General features: G+C 40.3%; 16 protein-coding genes. 7 read left to right on the top strand and 9 right to left on the bottom strand.

Annotated elements, in window-relative coordinates:
* Positions 1-66: 66 nt before the first annotated feature.
* The 6 genes from P9E47_RS00265 to P9E47_RS00240 form a co-directional block, all read right to left on the bottom strand.
* Positions 67-1,605 (bottom strand): YifB family Mg chelatase-like AAA ATPase, encoded by a 1,539-nt coding sequence (locus P9E47_RS00265; RefSeq protein ID WP_003329890.1) that lies wholly within the window; start codon positions 1,603-1,605, stop codon positions 67-69.
* 230 nt (positions 1,606-1,835) lie between these two features.
* Positions 1,836-3,653 carry an S-layer homology domain-containing protein gene (locus tag P9E47_RS00260; RefSeq protein WP_326162201.1) on the bottom strand — a complete coding sequence of 606 codons (1,818 nt, stop codon included), beginning with the start codon at positions 3,651-3,653 and terminating at the stop codon, positions 1,836-1,838.
* Positions 3,654-3,819: 166 nt separating this feature from the next.
* The gene (locus P9E47_RS00255; RefSeq protein ID WP_326162200.1) at positions 3,820-5,808 is read right to left on the bottom strand and encodes a S41 family peptidase; all 1,989 of its coding nucleotides are present in this window, start codon (positions 5,806-5,808) and stop codon (positions 3,820-3,822) included.
* A 514-nt stretch (positions 5,809-6,322) separates the two neighbouring features.
* The gene (cysC, locus tag P9E47_RS00250) at positions 6,323-6,925 is read right to left on the bottom strand and encodes an adenylyl-sulfate kinase (RefSeq protein ID WP_003329894.1); all 603 of its coding nucleotides are present in this window, start codon (positions 6,923-6,925) and stop codon (positions 6,323-6,325) included.
* A 167-nt stretch (positions 6,926-7,092) separates the two neighbouring features.
* A complete protein-coding gene (gene sat / locus P9E47_RS00245) occupies positions 7,093-8,286 on the bottom strand; it encodes a sulfate adenylyltransferase (RefSeq protein ID WP_003329895.1) in 1,194 nt (397 codons plus the stop codon).
* 268 nt (positions 8,287-8,554) lie between these two features.
* Positions 8,555-11,542, bottom strand: a complete 2,988-nt coding sequence (locus P9E47_RS00240) for an S-layer homology domain-containing protein (RefSeq protein WP_003329896.1) — start codon at positions 11,540-11,542, stop codon at positions 8,555-8,557.
* Between the two features lie 525 nt (positions 11,543-12,067).
* On the opposite strand from P9E47_RS00240, the gene secA2 reads away from it, so the two are divergent.
* The 3 genes from secA2 (at position 12,068) to P9E47_RS00225 (ending at position 17,719) form a co-directional block, all read left to right on the top strand.
* Positions 12,068-14,482 carry an accessory Sec system translocase SecA2 gene (secA2, locus tag P9E47_RS00235; RefSeq protein ID WP_003329899.1) on the top strand — a complete coding sequence of 805 codons (2,415 nt, stop codon included), beginning with the start codon at positions 12,068-12,070 and terminating at the stop codon, positions 14,480-14,482.
* A gap of 275 nt (positions 14,483-14,757) precedes the next feature.
* A complete protein-coding gene (locus P9E47_RS00230; RefSeq protein ID WP_003329900.1) occupies positions 14,758-15,684 on the top strand; it encodes an accessory Sec system S-layer assembly protein in 927 nt (308 codons plus the stop codon).
* Between the two features lie 247 nt (positions 15,685-15,931).
* A complete protein-coding gene (locus P9E47_RS00225; RefSeq protein WP_039956971.1) occupies positions 15,932-17,719 on the top strand; it encodes a DUF4127 family protein in 1,788 nt (595 codons plus the stop codon).
* A gap of 89 nt (positions 17,720-17,808) precedes the next feature.
* Here the strand turns inward: P9E47_RS00225 and P9E47_RS00220 are convergent, their stop codons facing one another.
* The gene (locus P9E47_RS00220; protein WP_051015753.1) at positions 17,809-18,450 is read right to left on the bottom strand and encodes an FMN-dependent NADH-azoreductase; all 642 of its coding nucleotides are present in this window, start codon (positions 18,448-18,450) and stop codon (positions 17,809-17,811) included.
* A 349-nt stretch (positions 18,451-18,799) separates the two neighbouring features.
* Complete coding sequence (locus tag P9E47_RS00215) at positions 18,800-19,816, bottom strand: GGDEF domain-containing protein (RefSeq protein WP_326162199.1); 1,017 nt, start codon at positions 19,814-19,816, stop codon at positions 18,800-18,802.
* 672 nt (positions 19,817-20,488) lie between these two features.
* Here P9E47_RS00215 and P9E47_RS00210 point away from each other — a divergent pair.
* From P9E47_RS00210 to P9E47_RS00200, 3 genes are all read left to right on the top strand, one after another.
* Entirely contained in the window at positions 20,489-21,070 is a 582-nt protein-coding gene (locus tag P9E47_RS00210; protein WP_235786692.1) for an HD-GYP domain-containing protein, read from the top strand.
* Positions 21,071-21,205: 135 nt separating this feature from the next.
* Positions 21,206-21,343, top strand: a complete 138-nt coding sequence (locus P9E47_RS00205; protein WP_157382055.1) for a hypothetical protein — start codon at positions 21,206-21,208, stop codon at positions 21,341-21,343.
* Between the two features lie 214 nt (positions 21,344-21,557).
* Positions 21,558-23,420 (top strand): FAD-dependent oxidoreductase, encoded by a 1,863-nt coding sequence (locus tag P9E47_RS00200; protein WP_003329905.1) that lies wholly within the window; start codon positions 21,558-21,560, stop codon positions 23,418-23,420.
* A 97-nt stretch (positions 23,421-23,517) separates the two neighbouring features.
* Here P9E47_RS00200 and P9E47_RS00195 read toward each other — a convergent pair whose 3' ends face one another.
* Positions 23,518-24,648 (bottom strand): SEC-C domain-containing protein, encoded by a 1,131-nt coding sequence (locus P9E47_RS00195; protein WP_003329906.1) that lies wholly within the window; start codon positions 24,646-24,648, stop codon positions 23,518-23,520.
* A gap of 428 nt (positions 24,649-25,076) precedes the next feature.
* On the opposite strand from P9E47_RS00195, the gene P9E47_RS00190 reads away from it, so the two are divergent.
* Entirely contained in the window at positions 25,077-25,736 is a 660-nt protein-coding gene (locus P9E47_RS00190; protein ID WP_003329907.1) for a hypothetical protein, read from the top strand.
* Positions 25,737-25,817: the final 81 nt, after the last annotated feature.

The following is a 25,817-nucleotide window of genomic DNA, read 5'->3' as shown; positions in this document are numbered from 1 at the left end:
TTTATAGTTTTTTAAAATAATAATTTACCGTTCGCTAATTCTCATATTTCATACGAGCAGCGATTTTTAAACTACTAAAAAATCCCGTTGTTCTTTATCGATATCCCGTGACATTAAGCTGTTGACTAAATCGATCCTGCGAATGTTGTCTGAACTATCTAAGTCTGCAAATGTTCTTGCAACTTTTAAAAACCTATGTAAAGTTCTTGCACTATAACGAAAGCGATTATATGCTTCTTTAATCAGCTGTTCATTTTCACTATCTAGTTCACAATATCTTTTTATAAGAGCAGGGGGTAGGTCAGCATTAGAGATTATATTAGGATAACCTTTATATCGTTTTTGTTGGAATTCTCTTGCATTTTCTACTTTTTCTCTTATTTGCGAAGAACTTATTTTACTATAATTTTCTTCAAAGAAGTTTACTGAGGTGACATGCTTTTGAATATCGATACGATCAAGTATCGGACCAGATAGTTTTTGACGATAGCGATGAATTTCATAATCGGTGCATCGGCATTTATCCGTGCCATGATAACCGCACGGACATGGGTTCATTGCAGCAACTAACATAAAATTAGAGGGATATGTGTTTGTATTGCTAACTCTAGTTATAGTTACTTCACGGTCTTCAAGTGGCTGTCGTAAAGAATCTAGGGTCTTCCGATTAAATTCAGCTATTTCATCAAGAAATAAAACCCCATTATGCGAAAGCGAAACCTCTCCCGGTGTTGCATGCTGACTTCCTCCGATAAGGGCATGTTGGGAAATGCTATGGTGTGGGGAACGAAACGGGCGGTCAACGATCAGATTTCCTTTGTTTTTTAATAGATTAGCAACACTATAAATTTTCGTAACCTCAAGGGCTTCTGCTTCCGTCATTTTGGGAAGAACGGATGGAATTCTTTTTGCAATCATAGATTTACCACAGCCCGGAGGACCTGAAAGTAAAAGATTATGATTGCCCGCAGCCGCTACAGTAATATATTTTAAAAGCTGTTCATGCCCTTTTACGTCGGAAAAGTCAAGGTTTATATTTGAAGTAGTTTGTTGCGATTGCCGGGATTTTTTTTCAGACTGAAGTGAGCGGTTTCCTTCAAGTAAGTCTGCCACTTCCTGTAAATCCTTAGCAGAATAGATGTTTATCCCTTCAACCAAAAGGGCTTCTTGCACATTTTCTTTAGGTACAATCAGGTGGCGAATTCCTTCACTCTTCGCCTTGATAACCATTGGCAAAACACCAGATGATGGACGGATTTCTGAGTTAAGTGATAACTCACCAATAAAACCAAATAATTTCAGACAATCTTGAGTGACATTGATTTGATCTGTTCTGGTTAGAATCCCAATCGCCATCGCCAGATCAAAGTGGGTACCTCGTTTTTTCATATCTGATGGAGCAAGGTTTATAACGAGCTTGAACAATGGGAAATCATAGCCTGCAGCAGTGATAGCAGAAACTAATCTTTCTTTTGCCTCCTTAACCGCAGCATCTCCCAACCCGACAATGGAAACTGAGGGCAGTCCATGAATAAGGTCTGTTTCGACCTCAACAACATAGCCATCAACACCTGAAATATTAAAGCTGTAAATCGTTGATGCCATTACATTTGACACCTCTCTTATGAGATTATTTTGATAGGAATTGATATGATAAATTAAGAAAAATAAGCGGTAAAAATAATGAAAGGATTTTGAGGTTGTGGAATGATGTAAAATAAAAATGGTTTATTTTTATTTACTAGTATAGTTGGATTTTGTCGAAATGTAAACATAATTATTTGACTCTTTATAATATTATTTTAATTTATTGTTATAAAAAAAGACCATTAATATTAATTAATGATCTCTGCTAAATTGCCTCTTTCCCCGCTTGCGTAAATGTAACCTTCTTCGTAGTCAGGATGGTCTGATTTAATTTTATACCATGTACCGTCGTTTCTTTTTATCTCTTCGAGTACTATCATTCCAACACCGGCATATCGATGTTCATATAGTAGTTTGTCGCTTGTGCTTGGGCCGCTTCTTACGTTTAATGATGGCACCTTGCTAAGTGCGATTTTGTAACTATTCCAATCATCTTTTCCTAAATACTCATCAATGACATACATGCGGCCGGCAACTTTTTGGCCCCAGTATGGGTCTGATGCATAAAATAAATTGACGCCGACACCTTTATGTCCTAGGAATGAACCGTTGTAGAAACTGCGTTCTCCAGGTGTTAAGTAATTTTGCTTTACATATTTTGCTGCATATAAAATACATTCTTCAAAACTATTAAATTGCATTGCATTGTTATAGGCATCTGCATCGATTGCCTTAATGCCATATAAATTAAATTTGTCCGTTGCTATTTTACTTGTGCCCCAAGCACTTTCGTGAATCGCATGGGCCAGCAAGTATAACGCATTGACACCTGTTTCTTCTTCAGCCTGTTTAAAAACCTTTCCCAAACCGATAAGCGGTGAAGTTGGTTTTTGGGATCGTACATAATCATCAAGGTCCTCAGCAGAATAGTTTGTTTCTGAAAGCAATGGTAGATAGTTAAAATATTGAAGGTATGTACCTTCCGTAAAAGTTTTACCATCAAAGCTATAGTCTTTTTCCCCTTCTTTCAAAAATTTAGGAGCTGGTCCAAAAATATAGCTTCCTAGCACACCATTTTCCGTAATGTAATGACGTAGGTAACCCGATGAAACTTTATAATAGGTTCTACTTTCTACTTCGTCCTCGGGAACAATTTTTACATCGGCTTTATTTACATAGCCGACTACGCCTGCTAATTCCACTTCCACCTTGTTGCCAATCAATTCAAGGAATTTCATTTCAGTGCCGACGTTAACATATGTGCGGACCCGCTTCATTCCATCTTCATAAACGTTCAAAAGCTTTGTTGCAATAACAATATTGTCTTTGCTTGTATCTATTTTTTCCTTATCAGCTCCAACTTTATTTCCCGCTTGTTCTTTTGATTGTTCTTCTTGTTTTTCTTTTTCAGCTTCCTGCTTCTGTTTTTCTAGCTCTGCTTTTTGCTTTTCTTGCTCTTGTTTTTCAAGAAGATTATACATCTTATAGATTACAGCAGCGGTCTGTGCGCGGGTAACCCCTTCTTTAGGACGGAAGGTGTTGTCGTCATAACCACCCATGATTTCATATGCAAAAACAGGTTGAATTGCTTCTGCGTATTTTATATCTTTAGCATCTTTAAAACTAGAAGTTTGTGCAGGACTTTCATTCAAACCATTTGATGTTAAAACTCGACTAACCATCAGCGCGATTTCTTCACGTGTTAAAGTTCGGTTAGGCAAAAACTTCCCATCACCAACGCCATTAATGTAGCCTGCAGCCGCGGCATTATGAACTTCCGCTTTCAATGGATGGTTCATGGTATCAGTAAAAGTTTTAGTACTTGCAGTTGGTAGTTTTAAAGATCTGTTTAAAAAGGCTGCAAATTGCGCTCTAGTAACAAGTTGGTTAGGAAAAAAATTCCCCTTCCCATCACCATTCATAATTTGCAAGGATTCAAGAGAACGCATTTCTCTTTCAAAATAATGTCCGGTGATATCGTCATTCGCTGAAACCGATATGGCCTGGACACTTGTCGTTGTAAGCATAATTGCTGTTAATGCCGTTATTAATTTTTTGTTTTTCATGGATGCCGCCTCCTCTATTAAATCAATTTCACCTTGGCGTATTGGCACTCAGATTTTTTTCAAGCACTTAAAGTAAAAATTCATATGTATACCAGATGAATGGTTGACCTGGCACCGCAAAGATTTCATGCGACCAGGCCACACCCATTCTACTCCGGACTTGCTTCTACTCTACTGATACCACCGCAAAATCTTCACTATTTCCTTGACTCACCAATGCACGATATAGAAAAGTAACAAATTCCCCTCTTGTGACAGCTTTTTCTGGAGAATATGTTGTTTTGGTTGTGCCGCCTGCTAAGCCAGATTGATAGAGTTTTAAAATATCATTAGCGAATGATGATTTCGCAACATCGTTAAATGGGGTTGCGGCTCCAACCCCTAATTCAGCAGCAGCACCTTTAGCCTGCAATTGAAACGCCCGAACTAGTAAAGCCGCCATTTCGCCTCTAGTTAACACATCACCTGTTCCAAAGTGATTCTGCGATTTTCCGTTCATAATTCCAGCCTTTTTAACAGCCGCTACTGACGAATAATAATACTCGCTAGCTTTTACATCCGAAAAACCTGGATTCACAACGCCCTCTGTATCTAATCCTAGTATCCTAGCAAAAAATACAGCTGCCTGCTCCCGAGTAAGCTGGATTTCGGGTCCAAACTTTCTTTCCCCAATTCCTTTTAAAAGCCCTTCATTATATAAAACTATTGCGGAATTCGCGAAAAAGTCCGTTGCTTTTACATCTAAAAATTTTACCTGAGTTGGTTCCTTTTTCTCTATTTTATCAGACGTCTTGAATGATAGAACATAATCTTTTATGCCTGAATCAATTTTTAAAAGATAACTAGATTCCGGTTTTAAAAGTTTTGCAGGTGTTATTTTAAATCCTTCCAATGAGGTCGGTTCTACATTGATTTCAACATTTTTTCCACCTAACTCAATTAAAGAAACTTTTTCCTTCAATGTATCTGCTGAAAAAACTCCATTCAAATGGACTGCGATTTCCACATTAACCGGCACAGCTCCACCAAATTTCTGGCCTGATAACGTTGCCGTTTCCTCATCTAAAAGCAGCATATCCCGGTGAGCAACCTTCAGCTCCTCGCCAATTTCCGTTTCCACATCCGGTTTAATTCCAGTTCCATCAATTACATATCCATCGGGCGTATAAAACTGGGCAACTGTCATTTTAAAAAAATTCCCACTAGACAGCTCAAACACGGTTTGTGCCACACCTTTGCCGAAAGTGGTCTGGCCGTAAAGCCGTGCAGCTTTTTGATCTTGAACAGCCCCAGCCAAAATTTCAGACGCACTGGCACTGTCAGCATTAATCAGTAAAAAAATTGGACCAGTCAGCTGCGGATTTTGTTTATTGCTCGTAAAAGAATTGGCATCATGTTCCTGACCCTCTACGATCAAAGCGACCTCAACGCCAGGAAATAAACCCGCCACATCCTGAGCCGCATCCAAATAACCGCCGCCATTATCACGGATGTCAACAATCCAGCCCTCAACCTGGCCCACATTTTTCATAGCCTTTTGCAGCTCAGAAACAGATTCCTCATTAAAGCTGTTCAATCGCAAATACCCAATATTTCCACCAAGCCAAGCGGACTCCACCGTCGGCGCAATTTCAGTCTTAGCCCGGTTCACATCAATCGCTAGCGTTTCTTTCGTTTCAGGACGAAATACCTTCAAATGGGCCGTCGAACCCGGGCTCCCAAGCAAGTATTCCTGTGCCTCATCAATCGTTTTACCAGTCAAACTCGTCCCATTTACTTCAATAATAATATCATCCAATTGCAGCGCAGTCTTAATCGCAGCACCTGTTTCAAACAGATACACAACCTTAACCCCTTGGTCATGCTGCTCGCCGATAATCCCGATACCCACATAATTCATATCAATGGATTTTATAAATTCATCAAACTCTTGCTTTGTAAAAAACTCCGTATACGGATCAAGCTCCTCAAGAATTTCATCAATCGTCGGCTTGTCCAAAATCTCCTGACTAACTGGCACATAATACCCGTCTTTGATAATCTCACGAATTTCATCAATATCATCCGCAAAAACCACGGATTGGCAGGCCAATATAATAGAAAATAATAATGAAGCCCATAATCTCTTCTTTTTTAAAAAAACCAAACCTTGCATAAAAGTACTTCCTCTCAAATTATGACATTATCTATTACTGTTCTATTATATTACCACTAAACCCTTTCAAACTCTGTAAAAACATTCCCAAATTTGCGTATTATTTTGGTGCATCTTTTTGGTGGATTGTCGGTTAATAAAGAGCCGATTTTTATTTTTAAAATAAAAGAAAGATGGCAGCAAATTGTGGTTGGGTGCCATCTTTCTCAGAATACTTTTTAAAAGTAATTACCGTTATCTGGATAATCCTGATTTTATCAGCACCAAACCGAATTCTGTGCTCGGTTGATGATAGATAACTGGATTTTATCCTCACCAAATGGGGCCTTGAACGCGTTTGATGATACATAACTTGCTTTTATCCTCACCAATTCGGCCTCCGAACTCGTTTGATGGTAGATTACTTGGTTTTATCCTCATCAAATTGCACTGCGTACTCATTTGATAGTAGATATCTTGTTTTTATCCTCACCAAATTGCTCTTTGACCTCGTTTGATGAGAATAACTGCCAACCTACTCTTGAATATATCCTTTTTCTTGCAGAAAATTCAAAACCGCTGCTACAGATTCCCTTAGCGTTTCTTTGTCTGTTTCCACCACTAGTTCAGGATCCGCCGGTGCTTCATAAGGGGCATCGATTCCTGTAAAACCTTTGATTTCACCATTTCTAGCCTTTTTATAAAGCCCCTTTGGATCCCGCTTCTCGCATTCTTCCAGGGAGCATTTTACATAAATTTCGAGAAACTCCCCGTCATCAACCATCTCACGGACCATGTTACGGTCTTCACGATACGGTGAAATAAAGGCCGTCAACGTCATCACACCAGCATCAACAAACAACTTCGACACCTCACCAATGCGGCGAATGTTTTCCGTCCGATCCTCTGGAGAGAAGCCTAAATTGTTGTTCAAACCATGGCGCACATTGTCACCATCCAAAACGTAGGTCCGAATTCCGCGTTTGTGTAATTCCTTCTCAACAGCTACTGATAACGACGATTTCCCTGCGCCAGAAAACCCAGTAAACCAAAGGATAGCACTTTTATGTCCATTTAAGCGGCGGCGATCGCGTTTCGTAATTTGTGCTTTGTGCCAAACAATATTCTTGGATTTCACACACCGTCATCCTTTCATTTTCATTTGGGACGCGCGAAGCAACGGGGACAGGCACCGCCGATAGCACTACTGCCATGCCGACCGCAACATGGGGACAGGCATCTGACCCCATGGCCCAGCCCACACCCTCGTGGCCCACACACCCTACCTCGCAGCACCCCCGTCTCTCACTGTTGTTCCGTTTCTCCCTGCATCCCCCGTATCAACACTTCGGCAACTTCTGGACGGGAAAATTCTGCTGGTGGCTTTTCTCCGTTTCGCAGCATTTCTCTGACCCTAGTGCCACTAAGGTGCACATGGTCTTCTTTCCCGTGCGGGCACGTTTTCGTTGTGCCCATGTTGCCACATTTTTTACAGAAAAAACTATGTTCAAATTTTAGAATTTCAATGCCAATCTCCGCTTTTGTAAATTGATCAAAAATGCGCTGGGCGTCATAGGTTCCATAATAGTCGCCTACCCCAGCATGGTCCCGGCCCACTATGAAATGCGTGCATCCATAATTTTTCCGAACTAAAGCATGCAAAATTGCTTCCCGTGGACCTGCATAACGCATGGCTGCCGGATAAATGACCATACATGTACGATCTTTCGGATAATATTTTTCTAAAATAACTTGATAGCTTTCCATCCGGATCTCAGCGGAAATATCATCACTTTTCGTTTCACCTACAAGCGGATTCAGAAGCAAGCCATCGACGATCTCCAAGGCACTTTTTTGAATATATTCGTGGGCGCGATGTACCGGATTTCTCGTTTGAAAGCCCACGACCGTCTTCCAGCCTAATTCACGGAATAGCCGCCTTGTTTCCGCTGGGTCCATATAAAATTTTTCAAAAGGCTCATGGGTTGGTCGATTTAATAAAACGATTGGACCTGCCAAATAAACATCGCCTTTTTCAAAAATCTTATTCACACCAGGATGAGCATCATCCGTTGTTCCATATACATACGATGCCTCAAGTTCCTTATCGTACAAAAACTTTTCCTTCAGCTGTAAAACACCGTAAACCACACCGTCGTTTCCTTTTAGAGCAATATTTGCCCCAACGTCAAAACGCATAGCCTCCTTTTCTGAAACCGGCAGTGTAATCGGAATACTCCAAACGAGTCCGTTCGCCAGCCTCATTTTTTCCAAAACACTTTCATAATCCCGCTTTCCAAGGAACCCGTTTAACGGGCTGAATCCCCCAATCGCAATTAATTCAAGATCGGAGATGCTCCAATCCGAAATGGTTAAGGAAGGCATTTTCACAGCCCTCGCCAAAAGCTCCTTCCTATGTTCACCAGTCACTACTCTGTTGATCAATTCACCACCATGAGGTGATATCGTCCATTTGTTGGATGTAGACTGAGTAATCATCTTAAACCTCCAGCTCTGATTTTTTCGCCTTTAAAACCCATAAATAACAAATTCAACACCAAAGATACTAATAACCTATGAAAGGTAGGCCAAAAGGGAAGTTGTCAACCGATAAAAATCCTGGGAGTCAGCTAAAAAAATTTTATGGGACAGAGTTTGGGACAGAGTTCCCGACCCCGCGACCCAGAAAATGATAAAGGGTCAAGTTCACCAAAGAACTTGACCCTTTTGTTTTTGAGACGGAGTTCCCGACCCTGTGTCCCACATTTTACGGTTTTGACCTGCTGCTTTTTTCTTCATTAATACGGACGTTGATGTTATTGATGATATTGTCGTTATCATCAGAGATCGCTGCTTTTTGTTTGACGTATTCGCCAACTAGGTCTCGAGCACGGTTTCCGTTTAATTTTACAACTAAAGAAATTTTGTCATTGTTTTCGACAACAGCTGACTCTACTTCATAATCTTTGCCGTCGCCAATTACAAATGACAGCCTTGTTAACGTGTTTTTATCGATATCGTCGGTAAATTCGAGACTGACGATTGCTCTTGATGAGTCGTTTGTCACCGGTTGAACATAAACGAGCTCTGTTCCACGATACGTATCAATTTTTGGTGCAATGCCGTCTTGAACTCGAAGGTTATTGATCTTGATCGTTTGACCGTAGCGCGTTTTCGTTTTAACGTTGCTGTCCGTTACCACATACACGTATTTTTTGTCATATCTTCCGTCAGCATCTAATTTATCATCAAGTTTAATGGTAATCACGGATTTTCCGCCAACCGTATTCATTGACATCTTGGAATCCAATTTCTCGTTCGAGTCGAACTTGCCATCACTATCTCGATCCCAGAAAACGATAAAGTCGTCATCATCAAAATTGGTTAGTTCTTCATCAAATGTTAGCTTAATTATTTTGTCATCGATAGCTTTTGCGGTCACCTGATTCGTGCTGAATTCCCCCTGAACACTAAGCTTAATTTTGTTAACGATGCTTTGAGTGCGATTGTCATCCTCATCAGCAAGACGGCCTACAACGAGCTCAACATCATCCAAATCATCATCGTCAACGGCCTCCACTAGGTCCCAGAAAAAGTCATCCCAAACTCCTGCAAGCTTGCCAGTTTTTTCAATCAAAATTTCTGCTTTTTTTCCATTATCAAAGGCCTTAAATGTTACGTTAAAACCATCTATCCTATGCAAATCATCTAATAAAGCTATTGTTTTGTTTACTTTTAGCTCATAAAGATCCAATTGATTAATAGAATAGCTGCCGGATGTGGACATTTTCTTTCCGTAATCTATGATTATTCGCACAGATTCTTCATCATCATTCGTAATCATTTTTGCGGTAAAATCGCCTGGCGGCTTTTCGCTGCTTGTTGTAAAGCTGTACTCAAACTCATCGGACACGTTGCCAACTAAGTCTTTTATTTTATCAGCCTGAAGTGTGAACTGTTGCTTCGGAAGTTCCCCGTAATATCGATCAATTGTAAATGTTGCGATTTTATCATTTGTCGAACTGTTTTCAAATCTGATATCTTTTATTTTGATTGTTGTACCCTTGCCGTCCTTAAGCTTGTAGTTGTCAATATCGTCGGCAATATCCTTTTTCACAGATTCAGAGAATGTCACCTTCATTTTGATATTTTTACTGTCAGCGACGGTGCTGTCAACAAACTCCACACTTTCAATAGTTGGAGGCGTTTTGTCTTCGGCAACTTGGATGGCCTTTGTTGCTTTCGTATTTTGATTGCCCCACAGGTCTTCAACTGCTCCATTTTCTAAAATAATATCGGTTGATTTAGTAATCATGTGATTAGAATCGAACGTCAGTACAAGCTCATTCCCATTTTGGACAACTGCCTTGCTTGGGTAATGTGCACTCGATGTGTGATACAAGTAGCCGCGGTAACGCAATTTTATATATCTATCAAAAACAAGAGTGGCCTGATTCGGCTGTACGTTTTTGACCTCAATAAGCTGCGGAGCCGTCTTTTCATACTTCATTGTAAAATCAAAGCTTGAAGTTCTTAGCTCGTTGCCTGCATAATCATGGAGCCAGTCTGTATCCAAAAACTCAAGTTCAAACTCACCTTCACGAAGATTGGATTCGAGCTCAATATGAAGGGCCTGTCCAAATTCCTCGACCGTCGCCTTTTCAATAGAGTATCTGTAATCATTGAGTTCAAGCGTTTTTTCGATATCTTTTTTGGTAAGGGTCTTGCCATTTTCAACCCCAAAATCTAACGGCTCGGAAAAATAAATCACATAAGAGTTTTTGCCAGTAGGCTTAATGCTTGTGACGGTCGGCTTTTCTCTGTCACTAAAGTTGAGGCGGAAGTTCTCCACTTCTCCAGTGATGGCAGAGTCAACAACAAGCTTTGCACTTCCGTCCTTTAGAGCTTTTTCAAGCGTTAGTGTAATTTCTTTTTGGTTCAGCTGAATGTTAGCAACTTTAATCTTGTTGCCGTTGCTATCTTCTATTTTATAAAGTTCCTGATTTGTAACCTGCTGTGTATTATAGCCTGCGTGGTTTGCTGTGATTTTGACTTGCTTTAAGTTAATGGCTTTTGCTTCTTCAAACTTTAGCGGCGTTGTTTTTTCCACCTCGTCTGTTCTGCTCGGACTGGTCATCGCACGCTTCATAAAAATGGCAAACTGGGCGCGTGTTACCCCACTTTTCGGAGCGTATGAACCATCTGTATTACCTTGAACAATTTCGTTTTGGTACAAGGTTTTTACATTGGAAAGATGTTCAGTTGCAATTTTGTCAATGTCCGTGAACGGTACACTCGTGCTATTTTTTTCCTTAAATTGAAAAGCATTCACTAGCCAGCTCGCCATAACCTCACGTGTAAGCGGGGCTGATGGGTAAAAATAGGATGTATCATCATCGTTAATTCCCTCATTTATAAAGGCAGCAAGGTCAGCAGCACTCCAGCTTGATTGGTTAATATCTTTATATTTTTCTAGAATACTAGTGCTGTTGGTCGGCTTATCGAGCTTAAGGGCACGAACAAACATCGCCGCAGCCTCTTCGCGACTAAGCGATTTGTTCGGTTGATAAGTCCCATCCGAATACCCAGTTATAATCCCCTCCTGCACAAGCCATTGAACATCATTATAATAATAAGCATTCGTGCTAACGTCTTTAAATTGAACGGTTTCAGCCTGAGTGATTGTGGGCACACTTGCGCTCGCAACGACAGCAACCGCAATCGTACTAGGTAATAGTTTACGAGATTTCTTCATATGTAAACCTCCATAATAATTATTTTTGGTTAGTCTGGATGTGGTTGATTCTAGATGTATTATTGTTGGATAATTTGCATTTTAGGTGGAAGCCCTGTTTAAATTCGATTATTTTTTCATTATTATTGTCGTTGAATGCTAGGAATAAGTTTCAAGAAAATGTAGGGTTTTCCAACTTTAGCTTACAATACTTGCATATTATGGCGCAAGGATTACATAGAATGTTGGAGGCTTATTGTGGTGTTGGGGAACATATGTGGGACAGAGTTCCCGACCCTGTGGCCCTGTCAGTTCCCGACCCAACGGCCGGTGCGATAGGGGGACAGGCACCATGAATCGACATTAAATGGTACAAAGATGTTTTTCTTGTTGTTCTTTGTTATACTATAGGGTAGGATTTTTACTGTAAAATTTACAAAATGAAAATCCGCAAAGTTTTTACATAACCAATTTATTCATAAATTCAGGCAGTTTTTGTCATAATGAATACATACGACGCTTTTAATTGTAAAAGGAGAGAACGGCATGCTGAATGCAATCAAAAAAATCATCGGTGATGATCAACAACGTAAGTTAAAAAGGTACTATAAGATTGTTGATGAAATCAACAGTTTAGAGCCCGAGATTGAGAAGCTTTCTGATGAGGAGTTAAAGGGAAAAACTGCACAATTTAAGGAAGAGCTTGCGAATGGGAAGACGGTTTTTGACATTCAAGCTGAGGCGTTTGCAGTGGTCCGGGAAGCGGCAAAGCGTGTTCTTGGGATGCGCCATTTTGATGTTCAGTTGATTGGCGGGCTTGTTCTTACTGGCGGCAACATTGCCGAGATGGCTACTGGTGAAGGGAAAACATTGGTTGGTTCGCTACCTGCCTACCTGCGTGCTCTTGAAGGAAAAGGTGTACATATTATTACGGTTAATGATTACTTAGCGAAACGTGACCGTGATCTAATCGGAAAAATTCATGAGTTCCTTGGGCTCACAGTTGGCCTGAATGTTCCAATGATGGAGCCAGAGCAAAAGAAAGCGGCTTACGAAGCGGATATAACCTACGGTATTGGGACTGAATTTGGATTTGACTTTTTGCGTGACAATATGGTGCAGGATGTAAGCCAGCGCGTTCAACGTCCGTATCATTATGCGATTATTGACGAAATTGACAGCGTTCTTATTGACGAAGCAAAAACGCCGCTGATTATCGCCGGAAAAATGGAGGCTGCGGCCAATCTTCATCAAATTTGTGCACGTCTAGCAAAGCGGTTTGAACGTGATGTTGATTACACTTTTGATGATGAAACAAAAGCAACAAGCCTGACTGAGGAAGGTATTAATAAGGTTGAACGTGCTTTTGGTGTTGATAATCTATATGATTTGGAACATCAAACATTATATCACTATGCCATCCAAGCACTCAGGGCACATGTTATGTTCAAACGTGACGTTGATTATATTGTTCAAGACGGTAAGGTTATGCTTGTTGATATGTTCACAGGCCGGATCATGGAAGGTCGTACCCTTAGCGATGGCTTACATCAGGCGATTGAGGCAAAAGAAGGTCTTGAAATCACGGAGGAAAATAAATCTCAAGCCTCTGTTACAATTCAAAACTATTTTCGGATGTACCCAATCCTTTCGGGAATGACAGGTACGGCGAAAACGGAGGAAAAAGAATTCAGCAACACGTACAATATGGAAGTTGTTCCTATTCCAACGAATAAACCTATTCAACGTGTTGACATGTTAGAGCGTGTATACGCAACTAAGCATGACAAATATGTAGCGATGGCAAATGAAATTAAAGAGCGTCATGAAAAAGGACAGCCGATCCTGGTTGGAACAACATCCATTATCCAATCAGAAAAAATTGGAGAATACCTAAAAAAAGAAAACTTGCCTTGTGAGATTCTAAATGCAAAAACAGTTGAGCAAGAGGTGAGTATTATTTCCCTAGCCGGTCAAAAAGGCCACATTACGATTGCCACAAATATGGCCGGTCGTGGTACTGATATCCTGTTGGGTGAAGGCGTTGCAGAACTTGGAGGCTTACACATTCTTGGTACGGAAAAACATGAAAGCCGCCGCATTGATAACCAGCTGCGCGGTCGTGCTGGACGTCAAGGTGACCCAGGGTCTTCGCAATTTTTCATCTCGATTGAGGATGAATTATTCCGTCGCTTTTCTCATGAGGAAATTGAAAAATTACAGCAAAAGCTGCAAACGGACGAAACAGGGCTTATTTTAAATAAAAATATTCATGAATTAGTTGAACGCACCCAACGTATTTGTGAAGGTAGTAACTACGCCATACGTGAATACAACTTAAAACTGGATGACATCGTCAACGACCAACGTAAGGCTATCTACAACCTGCGTGACAATGCTCTTATTAATGAAGATGTTCTATCACTTATTTTGGAAATGATCCCACGATACAGCCACTACCTTGTTGACAAATATTGTTCGAAAGAGCTTGAACCTGAAGAATGGCCATTAGATCGACTTGTTAATGAATTAAATCAACTGATTGTTGGGCAAAAAATTCAGCTTCCAGTAGAAGTCAATGAAGTAGATGAGGTTCATGGTGCAGTCGCTCAAGCGATTGAACCGTATTTAGAAAATCTTGAAAAATTGAAGGACAATACGAATCTTCAACAGGTTTTAAGACGTGTCCTTGTAGCGGTCATCGATAAACATTGGGTTAATCATTTAGAGAGCATGACACGGATTAAAGAAGGCATTGGGTTGCGCCATTACCAGCAAGAAGACCCACTTCGCCTTTACCAAAATGAAGGTCTTGAAGTTTTCCACCACACATTCTCTTTAATCGACCATGATTCAAGTGTCCAGCTGGCTCGCATCGCAGCCCCATTACTTGAACAGCTTGCAGAAGAGGAAGCAGCTGAGCAGGATGGAAAAGGCGAGGAAGAGCTAGATGCTGAGTAGGGTTGAATTTATGGTAACAAAAAGTTATTAGCTTGCTCGAAAATTGGTTTAGAGTGGGTGCGGGGTTTCGGGAACGTTCAACTGGCGATCGTAACCGAGTGGCTGGCTTGCACTGGGTTTTGGGAACGTTCGTGTGGTGAACGAGTGGCAAACTTTTGTTTTCGGAACGACGAATGCCCTTTTTGCACGATGTAGGAATGTTAGAGGCTTCGGGAAAAAACAGATGGGATAGCCACTTTTAAATTAGAAAAAACTGAAACGGGAGGATTTTTACCATGTTATCGTTTTTTAAAAGAAAAAAAACAAATGATGAGGATATAAAAAGTACGGGTAGCGAGAATGCTGTGTCAGCGAAAGATTTATTGAATTTGGAAGGCGTGGAGTCAGAGGGCGACCCGGAGGAAGAGGTTTATACGGAGCTTTCGATTCACCCGGACTGGAATATTCCGCAGGAGCAGGAGTATGTTTTTCGCTTTTTGAATAATGAGTTAAGTCCGCTAAAAGCTGATGAGATTTCCTTGAGTGGGATTGAGATTGTGAAGAATGAACGGCAAGTGGTTTGTTCGGCGTTCGTTCGCAGCAGTATTAATCAAACGATTGAGATTGGGACGACAACCCTGTTGTTGATTGGAGAGAATGAGGTTTACGGGCGCAAGGAGTTTGATTTGACGAAGGTGGGGCATATTCCGCCGCGCAGCAGCCGTCCATTTCAGTTTGTGTTTGAGCAGAAGGATCTTTATAAGCCGATTTCAGCCATTGAAACGGAGATTTGGGGGCTGGCTTTCCAGTTGCAGAGTGAGAACCAGGATCATACATTAGATCTTGCGGAGAGTTGGGAAAAGACGTTGGCCGATGAGGACAAAGAGAAGCTGAGAAATATGCTTGGGTCCATCACTCCGCCAAAGCCAGGCGAAATTCAGTTGGTCGGCATCCAGTCGAAATTTATGGATAATGGAAAATTACAGGTTTCGATTTTGATTCAGAATGGCTCGCAGCAAAATATTAAGTTACAGCAACTGCCGTTGGTGGTTGAGGATGCAAGCGGTGAAGTAGTGGCGCAGGGCGGGTTTGTATTGGAGGACCTTGAGATTAAGGCGAACACAAGCAAGCCGTGGAATTTCGTCTTCCCTACTTCGCTATTGACGAAGGATCCAAGTGAGATTGATTTATCGCAGTGGAGAGCTTATCCGCCACAGGAGTAGGGTGTGGAATGGCACCAACTGGTGGGTGGGGGCTCGTCCCACTATAGTTCGGACTCGATAGCCTTGGTTTTCATCAATGCTGTCTGAAGGCGGCCCGGGTTCGGACTCTATGGCCTTTATTTTCACGAACACTGTCCGAAGGCGGCACAAGTTCGGACTGTACGGCCTTGGATTTCATCAATCCAGTACGAAGTTGACTCTGGTTTACATTACTACAAAAAGTAAAGAAGGATATAAGGATGATTTAATGAAAATTAATCATATTGCTAGTCTCGTAAATTTTATATTAATTAATTTAATAGTGTTATTGGGTTTGCAATTCCAAACGCAGGTTGGTTATGCTGAGACGAATGCAACCTCAGATAACGCAAAAGCACAAAAACAAGACAATGCACAGGCACAAAACCAAACGGAAACAAAACCACAACCGCGCCTGCTCGTGGTCCCGTTAGACAATCGTCCGGCAAATACATATTATCCCAAGAAAGTTGGGCAAGCCGGTGGCGTTGAGGTTATTCTTCCACCACAAAGCCTGATTAATCATCAAACTGCGTCTGATACGCTTGATCAGCTTTCAGCTTGGATTTTAGAAAATAGCGATAATGTGGATGGCTTTATTATTTCTGCGGATATGCTTACTGATGGCGGGCTAGTTGATTCGCGGACAAGTAAGCAAACGACCGATGGTGCCCTTCAGCAACTTCAAATTATTAAAGCACTGAAGGAAAAATACCCAACCAAGCCACTGTATGTATATGATACGATTCAACGTTTGGCGCCTACGGTTCTGAAGGATGGGAATCTTGAGAAATACAATCTTATCCGCGACTGGGCGATTACTTATGACGAGGTAAAAAATTTAAATAAAACCGGCCAGACAACCAAGTTGATTCAGCTGGAAACGAAAATTGGCAGCAACTTAATTGATGAGTATAAGCAGATTCGTGCCCGAAATAACACCATAAATGCAACACTAATTGATTGGACGAAGCAGGGTTACATCGACTACCTTGTTCTGGGGCAAGATGATGCCAACCAAACCGGCCTCCACCGTGAGGAACATGAGAATTTGATTCAAAAAATCAATTCTTCCAACATCCAACACAAGGTGAGCGTATTTGATGGGGCAGACGAAGTTGATGTTATTCTAGTATCACGTTTTCTTTCTACTCTTAAAAACTATCAAACTAGTTTTAAAATCCACTATCTAGGGGTAAGTGGTACGGAGTGGATTTCACCTTTTGACCATTATACGCTGCAAACAAATATTGCCAAACACGTGATTGCTGCAGGCGGAATCATTGCTTCCCCTTCTCAGCAGGCTAACATTGAGGTATATGTGAACACACCTAATACTCTTGCAAAAAACAACGACGCAATGCAGAATCTTTTATCTACCAACATTGAAAAAAATGATGAGGCAACAGTATCAATAAACGATGAGGTATCACAAGCTGTTGCTGAGATCAAACGTCAGATTGCAAACGGGAAACATGTTGTTTTTATAGATGTTGAAAAAGTAAATCAGGCTAACCAAGCGTACGGGGATGCCGTCATTAATGATATTGGCATAACAAATTTATTATCGTACAGTGCCTTTAACACGGCAGGAAATGCAATTGGAACAGCCATTGGTCATGCAAATTCAAGATTTTTATATTTAGAAAAAGGGCCACAAACGCCTGACATCGACGAACGTGCTGCCAAAGGTCATATTGAATTTTTATTAAATTCAATTTCATCCGATCATATCTACCGCAATAAAGTGGCACCTAAAACCGAGTGGTATGTCCGTTATATTGGCGGCAATGCTTGGGACATTGGACCGATGAAGAAATCAGTTTTATTTTTTACAAATGAGCAATTTAATAAAGAATTTGATTTGCTTCATGCAAAGGTCAAGGGCTCTAAAGTATTATTAAGCAAAAAAACAGGAAGTACTGCGGAAATCGAGAATTTTTCCATTCAAAAAATTGACATGCCATGGAATCGTCTTTTTGAGATTGAATTTGATTTTGGAGTGAATTTGAAGTGAGACAGAGGGTCGGGAACTCTGTCCCATTCCATTCCATACAAAAATGCAGGGGAAGGATCCTCTGCATTTATTTTATATTCATTTTAAACTTAAAACTTCCCAGCCGTCTTCGCAACTGCTTCTAAACCGTCTGCAATAATATCTTGAGCACGGTCAGGGTATTGATTGTGACCCTCAATTACGATTGTTTCTATATCTGTGATTCCCCAAAATCCAAGGTTAGTTTGGACATATTTAATAGCCATTTCAAATGGGGCCATTGCTTCTGAAGAATAATCTCCACCACGTGCATTAAGCAAAACTACTTTTTTATCAGTGACTAGACCGACTGGTCCCTCGGCAGTGTATTTGAAAGTTCTACCTGCTTGAGCCAGGTAAGAAATATAATTTACAAGTGGTGCTGGAACCATGCTATTCCATAACGGGAAAGCTAAAACGATTTTATCTACTGATAAAAATTGGTTCAAATATTGCTCAACTAAGTCAGCTGCTTTTGCCTCCTCGGTAGTCAACTCGAGTCCCTGGTTACGTTTGTATACTCCCATGATAGCGGTATTTCCGTAATCGGGTAGGTCTGCATTGAAAAGGTTCAACTCAGTAATTTTATCTGCTGGATTTGCTTCCTTGTATGTGTTCAAGAATGTTTCATACATTTTAGAGCTGATTGCTTGCTCAGCTGGACGATCGTTTGCTATGATAAATAATACTTTTGACAAGATGTTCTCCCCCATTGTTTAAATTCGTTTTAAGTTTCTATACTTTTTAGTTACTTAAATATACTAATATAAATCTTTCGTAGTTTCAAATGATAAGCTCATGGTGATTTTTTAGTGGGATTATAATTGTGGGTATTTTCATGTTTTAAAGAACTGGTTTTAGTGTTAGTGTTAATAGCAGTGAAGCCTACCATAAGTAGATTCAGTTTTTCACAATAATTCCTCTATATTAGGTTTCGATATAATTGGAAGTACTGGAAAAGAAGGCCATATACAGAAAGAGAACTGCCTTCAAAAGTCATATTTCAATGAACTTTTTTAGACAGCCCTATACAATAAAATTCCTTTATCATAAAGAGAGCAATCAAAAGGCTTTTACCATATTTCTCCCGTTGTTCTTAGCACTATATAGTGCTTGATCGGCACGCTTTATTAAGGTCTTAGAAACATCGGTTGGCTGAAAGCAAGCAATTCCAAAACTGGCAGTTACATGGTCGACATAACAAAAAGAATGATTTTCGATAATTCCCCGAAGTCTTTCTGCAAACTGTGTTGCCTCAGCTAAGGACTGGTTTGTTGAGATAATAAACTCCTCTCCTCCCCAACGTCCAAAGAAGTCGCTAGACCGAATATAACTTTTCACTAAGGAGGAAAATTCCTTAAGTACGTGGTCTCCAACATCGTGACCATATTCATCGTTAATTTTCTTAAAATGATCAATATCAAAGTAAATAATAGAAAAAACACTATTACACTCATGACAGCGATTAATCTCATTTTCTAACCATGTATCCACCGACCTACGATTTCCAATATCAGTTAAAGAGTCATAATATGCATTTTTTCTAAGTATATCTGATTCTATATAAGCGGAAACAATTCTTTGAAAATAAAATAGGATTAAGGTATATAAAATGGTGCTGATATAAAATTGAATAAGAGTGTCATTGGCTCTCGGATTATCGAAGTGAATGATCCCCATTGCTACTGTGATTAAGATAATAAAGAGCGAATATCCAAGTGCCTTTTTCCTCTCAAGAACCATAAAGATATAAACGAAGTAAATAGGAGACCATAACACATAGACATTAATAATCCCTTCTTCAAGTTGGCCAGTCAAGGAATACACTCTAAACAAATGATAAATGCCAAATACACCTAAACTTATAATCTCACAGGTACGCATCAAACGATTATAATAGATGAGCACCCAAACTATCGCAAAAAACAAGCATAAAAAAGGAAGAACTGATCCCATAAAACGATCAACATAGGGTGAAAATAACCAATATGTTGCATTTGTAATAAAAAGTAATGGGAATATGACAAGATATATTCTTCGTTTAAGTCTTACATATTTATTGTTATCTTTATTATCCATACTATACCATTCCCCCACCTTATTACACCTGCCAATTCCCCTTACAATCTAGAATGTTTAAAAATACAGACCCGAAATCAATAGGTGAAAGCCCTTATGCTGAAAGATCCCAATTTCAATTGGGGAGTATAGCATATTATACTATACATTTCTCAAGTAATTAAGCCGGAGTTCCCGACCCTGTGTCCCGCTCCTAAAACAGGAAAATTTACCAAAAATAAACTAAACTCAGTTTTCTGAATATGGGTCTTTACACCTAATTCCGTGATAAAATTAAAACTATATTACAAAAATATATCCAAACAGGAGGGCTAATGAACCCTTATGAACCACCCCTTATTAATTCGATTGTTTAATAACCCTGCATACTCTCGTAATGGTTTTTTTGGCCTTTTGATTTTCAGTGTTATTTTGAACAGCTTTTTACTCCAGGAAAATCCATTATATATACTATATATTTTTTCCGTTCTTTTTCTAGGTTTCGGTTTTTACAACAAGCCTCTGTGGCTTCTAACCCTGCTAACTTTAATCGTTGTAGTTTGTAGGTACTTTTTTATTCCTGACCCCGAATCCAATTTAGGCGTTTTTCTAATACATTTGCTAACCTACCTTTTAATTACACTTCTTTCGGCTAGTTTGATGAGGTATGTACAAAAAGTCAAAAGAGATGATTTGGAGCTGATAACGGCACTTGCCAATGCTTTGGATTCGAGAGACACTTATACGATGTGCCATTCCGAGAATGTAGCAAAATATTCACTTCAAATTGCGAAAAAAATGAATCTGTCCAAAGAGTCTTGCGACATTATTCACAAAGGTGCATTGTTGCATGATATCGGAAAAATCGGAATCCCGGAACATATTTTACAGAAACACGGAAGATTAACCAACGAAGAATATAAAATCATTCAATCCCATCCGATGATTGGATACGAAATGATTAAACATGTTGGCAATTTCCACAATAACGGAATTTTAGATATTGTTTTATATCATCATGAAAGATTTGATGGCAAAGGTTACCCAACTGGGTTAAAAGGAAATCAAATTCCTTTATACGCTCGAATAGTGGCTGTTGCAGATACATTTGACGCCATGACCACGAAGCGTGTATACAGAGATGAACTTAATTTAGACTACACCTTACATGAAATTTGGAAAAATAAAGGGGGCCAGTTCGACCCTGAGGTTGTAGATGCATTTCTTAGTTTGTTTGACCAACAGGAACTTGAACTGTGTTTACAATCTTCATAAAAAAATAATATGGGCCATTACCTATTGACAGCACTTGGGAATCCAAGTGCTTTTTTGTTAAAGGAACCCGCTTGACCCCCATTAACGGATGAACACCTCCGAATCATTTTAGTAAAAAGATGAGGTGAATTTTTCATGAATCAACGACCTATAAAGCTGACTTATGACGAAATCGATAAGCTTCTCGAAGTATTTGATGAAGATTGGTCTAAAGATATAAAATTGAAAATCGTAACCGATGAAGAATTGGACACATTGTTAAAGGTACACTAAAGCCAAAGTTCCCGACCATATGGACCCACATTTTCCAACACGAGCCGGAGTTCCCGACCCTGTGTCCCTCCCATCTCACACCCACCTGCGCCAGAGTTCCCGGTCCCATGTCCCAGAACAGAAAACGTCTACAAACCAAAACCGTGGCAATACTAATAATTATAAGTTCATGTTAAGATTCTTATATACATACTCACTAGTTAGGATGCGTGTTATGAAGTTCCATTTTATTTTCACCATAATTATAGTTTTGCTGCTTACCTCCTGCGGTCCTACAGCTAATCAAACATCAGTAGCCCTCGAAACGAACGATGTTCCCAGGCTTCGCTCACTTGAACCTGTCAAAGTGAAAGAAGAAATCCTCCTTGGCACATTGGCAAACTGGGCGATGCTGAATTACGGGAATCTCGACGGCGAGTCCTACGATGTTGTTGTTGTTGGAAGCGAGCCTGAAGGAATTTCAGCCGCAATTGCTGCTGCGCGTGAGGGTCAAAAAACGCTTTTACTAGATAAAAAGCTGATCATTGGCGGTCTTTATACGCTTGGGATGCTGAACATGATCGATATAAACTGGTCACCCACCCATGAGAGCGTCAATAAAGGGCTTTTTCTTGAATTCTACGAAAAAATAAATAACCGCACATCCTTTGATGTGAAGCAAGCAAAACGAGTTTTTGAAAACATGCTTGCCGATGAAAAAAAAATAACGGTGCAGCTTGGGGCTCAAAGCTTCCTCCCTATCATGAATCAAAATCATGTTGAAGCACTGCTATATAAGGATGCGAATGGGATTGTAAAAAAAATCATTGGGAAGCAATACATCGATTCCACTCCTGACGCTGATTTTGCCCAGCTTGCTGGTGCTAATTTTACAATCGGTCAAGAAGACTTTCGGAACGAAGCAAGAATGATGGCCGTTACACTCGTGTTCGAGCTGTCCGGGGTTGATTGGGCAAAGGTTCAAAATTACCTTAATAATGATGATGAAGTTTACACAGGAGCTGACCAATTTTCAGCCTGGGGTTATGGGAAGGAAATGGCACGATATAAGCCTAGTCAGGAAAATGTCCGAATTCGTGCTTTGAATATTGGTAGACAGGATAGCGGACATGTGCTGATCAACGCCTTCCAAATCCTTGGAGTCAACGGTTTGAATCCTGGTGAACTACAGACTGCCTGGGGGATTGCAAATGAGGAGTTACCGAAAATCACTGAATTTCTTCGGGAAAATTTAGTTGGATTTAAAAACGTAGAACTCGTTGGAACTGCCGATGAATTTTACGTTAGAGAAACACGCCACTTAGATGCCGAGTATAAATTGACAGTGGATGATGTCCTTGAAAATCGAGACTTTGATGACCGGATTGCGTTTGGCAGCTACCCGATCGACATGCAAGCCACGGTCATCGATGAAGGTGACCTCATTATCGGAAAACCAGATATGTATGCCGTTCCTTTTAGAAGCATTGTACCCAAAGGATTTGACAACCTTCTCGTCGCTGGCCGCAGTACCGGATACGATGCTCTAGCCCATGGCAGCGCACGAACCGTTCCAGTTGGTATGACCGTAGGCCAGGCCGCTGGAATTGCATCCGCCTATGCTAATAAAAAAAATATTAGTTTCCAGTCTTTCATCGGTGAATCAGGACTTCGTCATATGAAGAGCATTCAATCCATATTAAATCAAAACGGTGCGAATCTATACCCAATCCCTACTTATGACAATTCGATCATGAATCATTGGGCATATGATGGCGTAAAATTTTTACGTAGCTTCGGACTCATCGCAGCTGGTTACGATAACGAATATAGAATGGACGAAACAATTACCAAAACTGAATTTATTGATCTTGTTCGCCGAGTTAACCAGTATTCCGAGGCACCATTCACGACTGCCTTTCCTTTTTCAAAGGATGACGAAGTTTTAGGTAAGGACGATTTAACGGAATTTTTGAATGCCAATAGTGCGGCACCTAATTCCTTAACAGCAGCAACTGTTGATCATCTCCAAAATCAACCAGCTGTTGACCGAGCTCTAGCTTATATGGTAATAAAGGATTTTTTGGAGAACCGGTGACTGTCCCCCTACTGTGGTTAGTCCCCCGCCGCACAACCCAAAAAGAGTGATAGAGATGCTCAACTAAAGCATTTCTACCACTCTTCATTTTTTACAATTATTTCACGCACATTTCCTTAAGCTCTTCTTCAAGTACACAGGCCATTTCACGTGAGCGCGTGCTGACACTTCCGATAGATGCTTGGTAAAGTTCAGCTGTTGCTTTTTGTGTGCGACGATATACTGGGAACACTTTATCCACTAGTAAATAGTGAAGTGCCGCAGCATAAATTTTTTCATTTTTGATTTGTGGCTGCTTTTTATGATAATACGTCTGCCATAAAGTGCTGCCCGCTTCAATTACGGATTCAGGCATGTCCTCACTTTGAACCTTTTCTTCTAAAAGGTTAACGACCGCAGCAGCCTGGTCCTGCTCGCCCACTTTTTCAACAGCTGTTAAGGCTGAGCGTACATTTTTCATGTCAGGCTCTTCCTCTACATGTTCCTCAACCGCTGCGGCAACCTCTAATTCAAACGCATCAAGATCGCGGTCAGACATGAATAAATCTACAAGCTCTAAGAAGTGGTCTTGTAAAAATGCCATCGTATCAAAACCCGCACCTTCAGAAACAGATACAAACTTTTGACATAAGAACTGCTCAACATTTTCAGCCATCTCTTCTTCAAACGATAAAGCTGATGTGAAAAAGATCAAAGCCTCATTAGTAAACGGAACAATATATCCAAGTAACAGTGCGCCTTGATTTGGAACCTCTGTCAATTCATCTATTATTTTTACATTTTTTAATTCTTTTGAAAAAATATCTTTTACAACAACATTACGTCCATCAATATTTTCAACTCTCACTACAGACGGAGTTTTCCCAACCCACGCGCCTACAATTTCTTGAACCTTTGGACGTAAATTTACTATATTGGAATCGCAAAATTGCTCAAGTGCTGTTTTTCCACTTAAAACCTTGCTGGCAAATAAAGCCCAAACACCTACAAAGAAATAAAAAGAATCTCTCATTTTTTCCGGAGGATTAAATTCACTCATGCTTTTTTGCACAGTAGTCGAGAACTCCGAATGAGTAAAGGCGTCACGAAGAATTTCAGACTGCACCCCAACTACTTCCCGTTCAAGAATTGCCTGCATCGAGTCATTGTTACTCTTTGCTTCGCAGCATTTCTTATATTTTTTCCCGCTACCACAATAACACGGGTCATTTCTTTTAATATTATGCATAGAAAAATAGTCCCCTTTCAAAACAAAACAAGACGGCAAAACTACTATTTTTTTTCTAACGTCTTTAATTTTATAAGATTTACGGATTTCTATCAATGAGTTTATTGCATTATCCACCAAAATGTAAGTGGCGCCACAAAATTGCTATCTTTCCTATTTTATCAAATGTAGCCAAATAATAGTACGACAAAATTAAACAAAAATCTTTGTTGGCCAAATTTATATCAATTTTGGGACAAAGTTCCCGCCCCACTGGCCCATAATCCCCTGTGGTCCACTATTTTGTGTCAACTATATATCCACATTTCTTTCTATTTTCGATGAATCTTTTTCCGCCCGGACATACTGTGGACATAAAAACGGCCTATAGTTATATGTGTAGAGAGGGATGCGCAGCCTTGATACATAAGAAAACTGGAGGTATTTTAATGAGAAGAAATAATAAATTATTCAAAACTTATTTATTAACTGGTGCGATATCGTTGGGTGTTATCGGAGCCGCTCACAGTCCTGCGTTTGCAGCCACAAATTCAACAACCGCACCATCTGATGGATTTCAAGGGTTGAAGGTAAAAATGCACCAAAACCTTGACGATGCAACGAAGGAAAAAGTTCAAAGCATCATGGAGGATGCAAAAGCAAAATTGGCTGAACTCGGTGTCACACTTCCAGAAAAATTTGAAAAAGTCGACCGATTTGCGAATTTAGATGATGCTACTAAAGAAAAAGCACAGGCAATTATGGACAAAGTGAAAGACGGAACCCTTTCACACGAAGACGCCCAAAAGCAGTTATCTGAACTTGGAGTGGACCTTCCATTTGGTCGTGGCGGCATGCATGGCTCTCCTTTCGCTAACCTAGATGATGCTACTAAAGAAAAAGTACAGGCGATCATGGACAAGGTGAAAAATGGAACCCTTTCACACAAAGACGCTCAAAAGCAGTTATCTGAACTTGGTGTAGAACCCCCTGCTCGCGCTGGTAAACCTATAGATCTGTTTACGAATCTAGACGATGCTACTAAAGCTAAAGCCCAGGACATCCTAGACGAAGCTAAAACTCAAATTAAAGAGTTAATCGAAGAATAAATAGAATATGGGACGCGGGGTCGGGAACTCTGGCTCAGATCTGGACCAAAGTTCCCGACCCTGTGGCTCAATCAGACCCCG

The sequence above is a fragment of the Schinkia azotoformans genome (genome assembly GCF_035811335.1).
Lineage (GTDB): Bacteria > Bacillota > Bacilli > Bacillales > Bacillaceae_J > Schinkia > Schinkia azotoformans.
The sequence above is the reverse complement of the archived record's forward strand: the minus strand, read 5'-3'. Positions and strand labels throughout refer to the sequence as shown.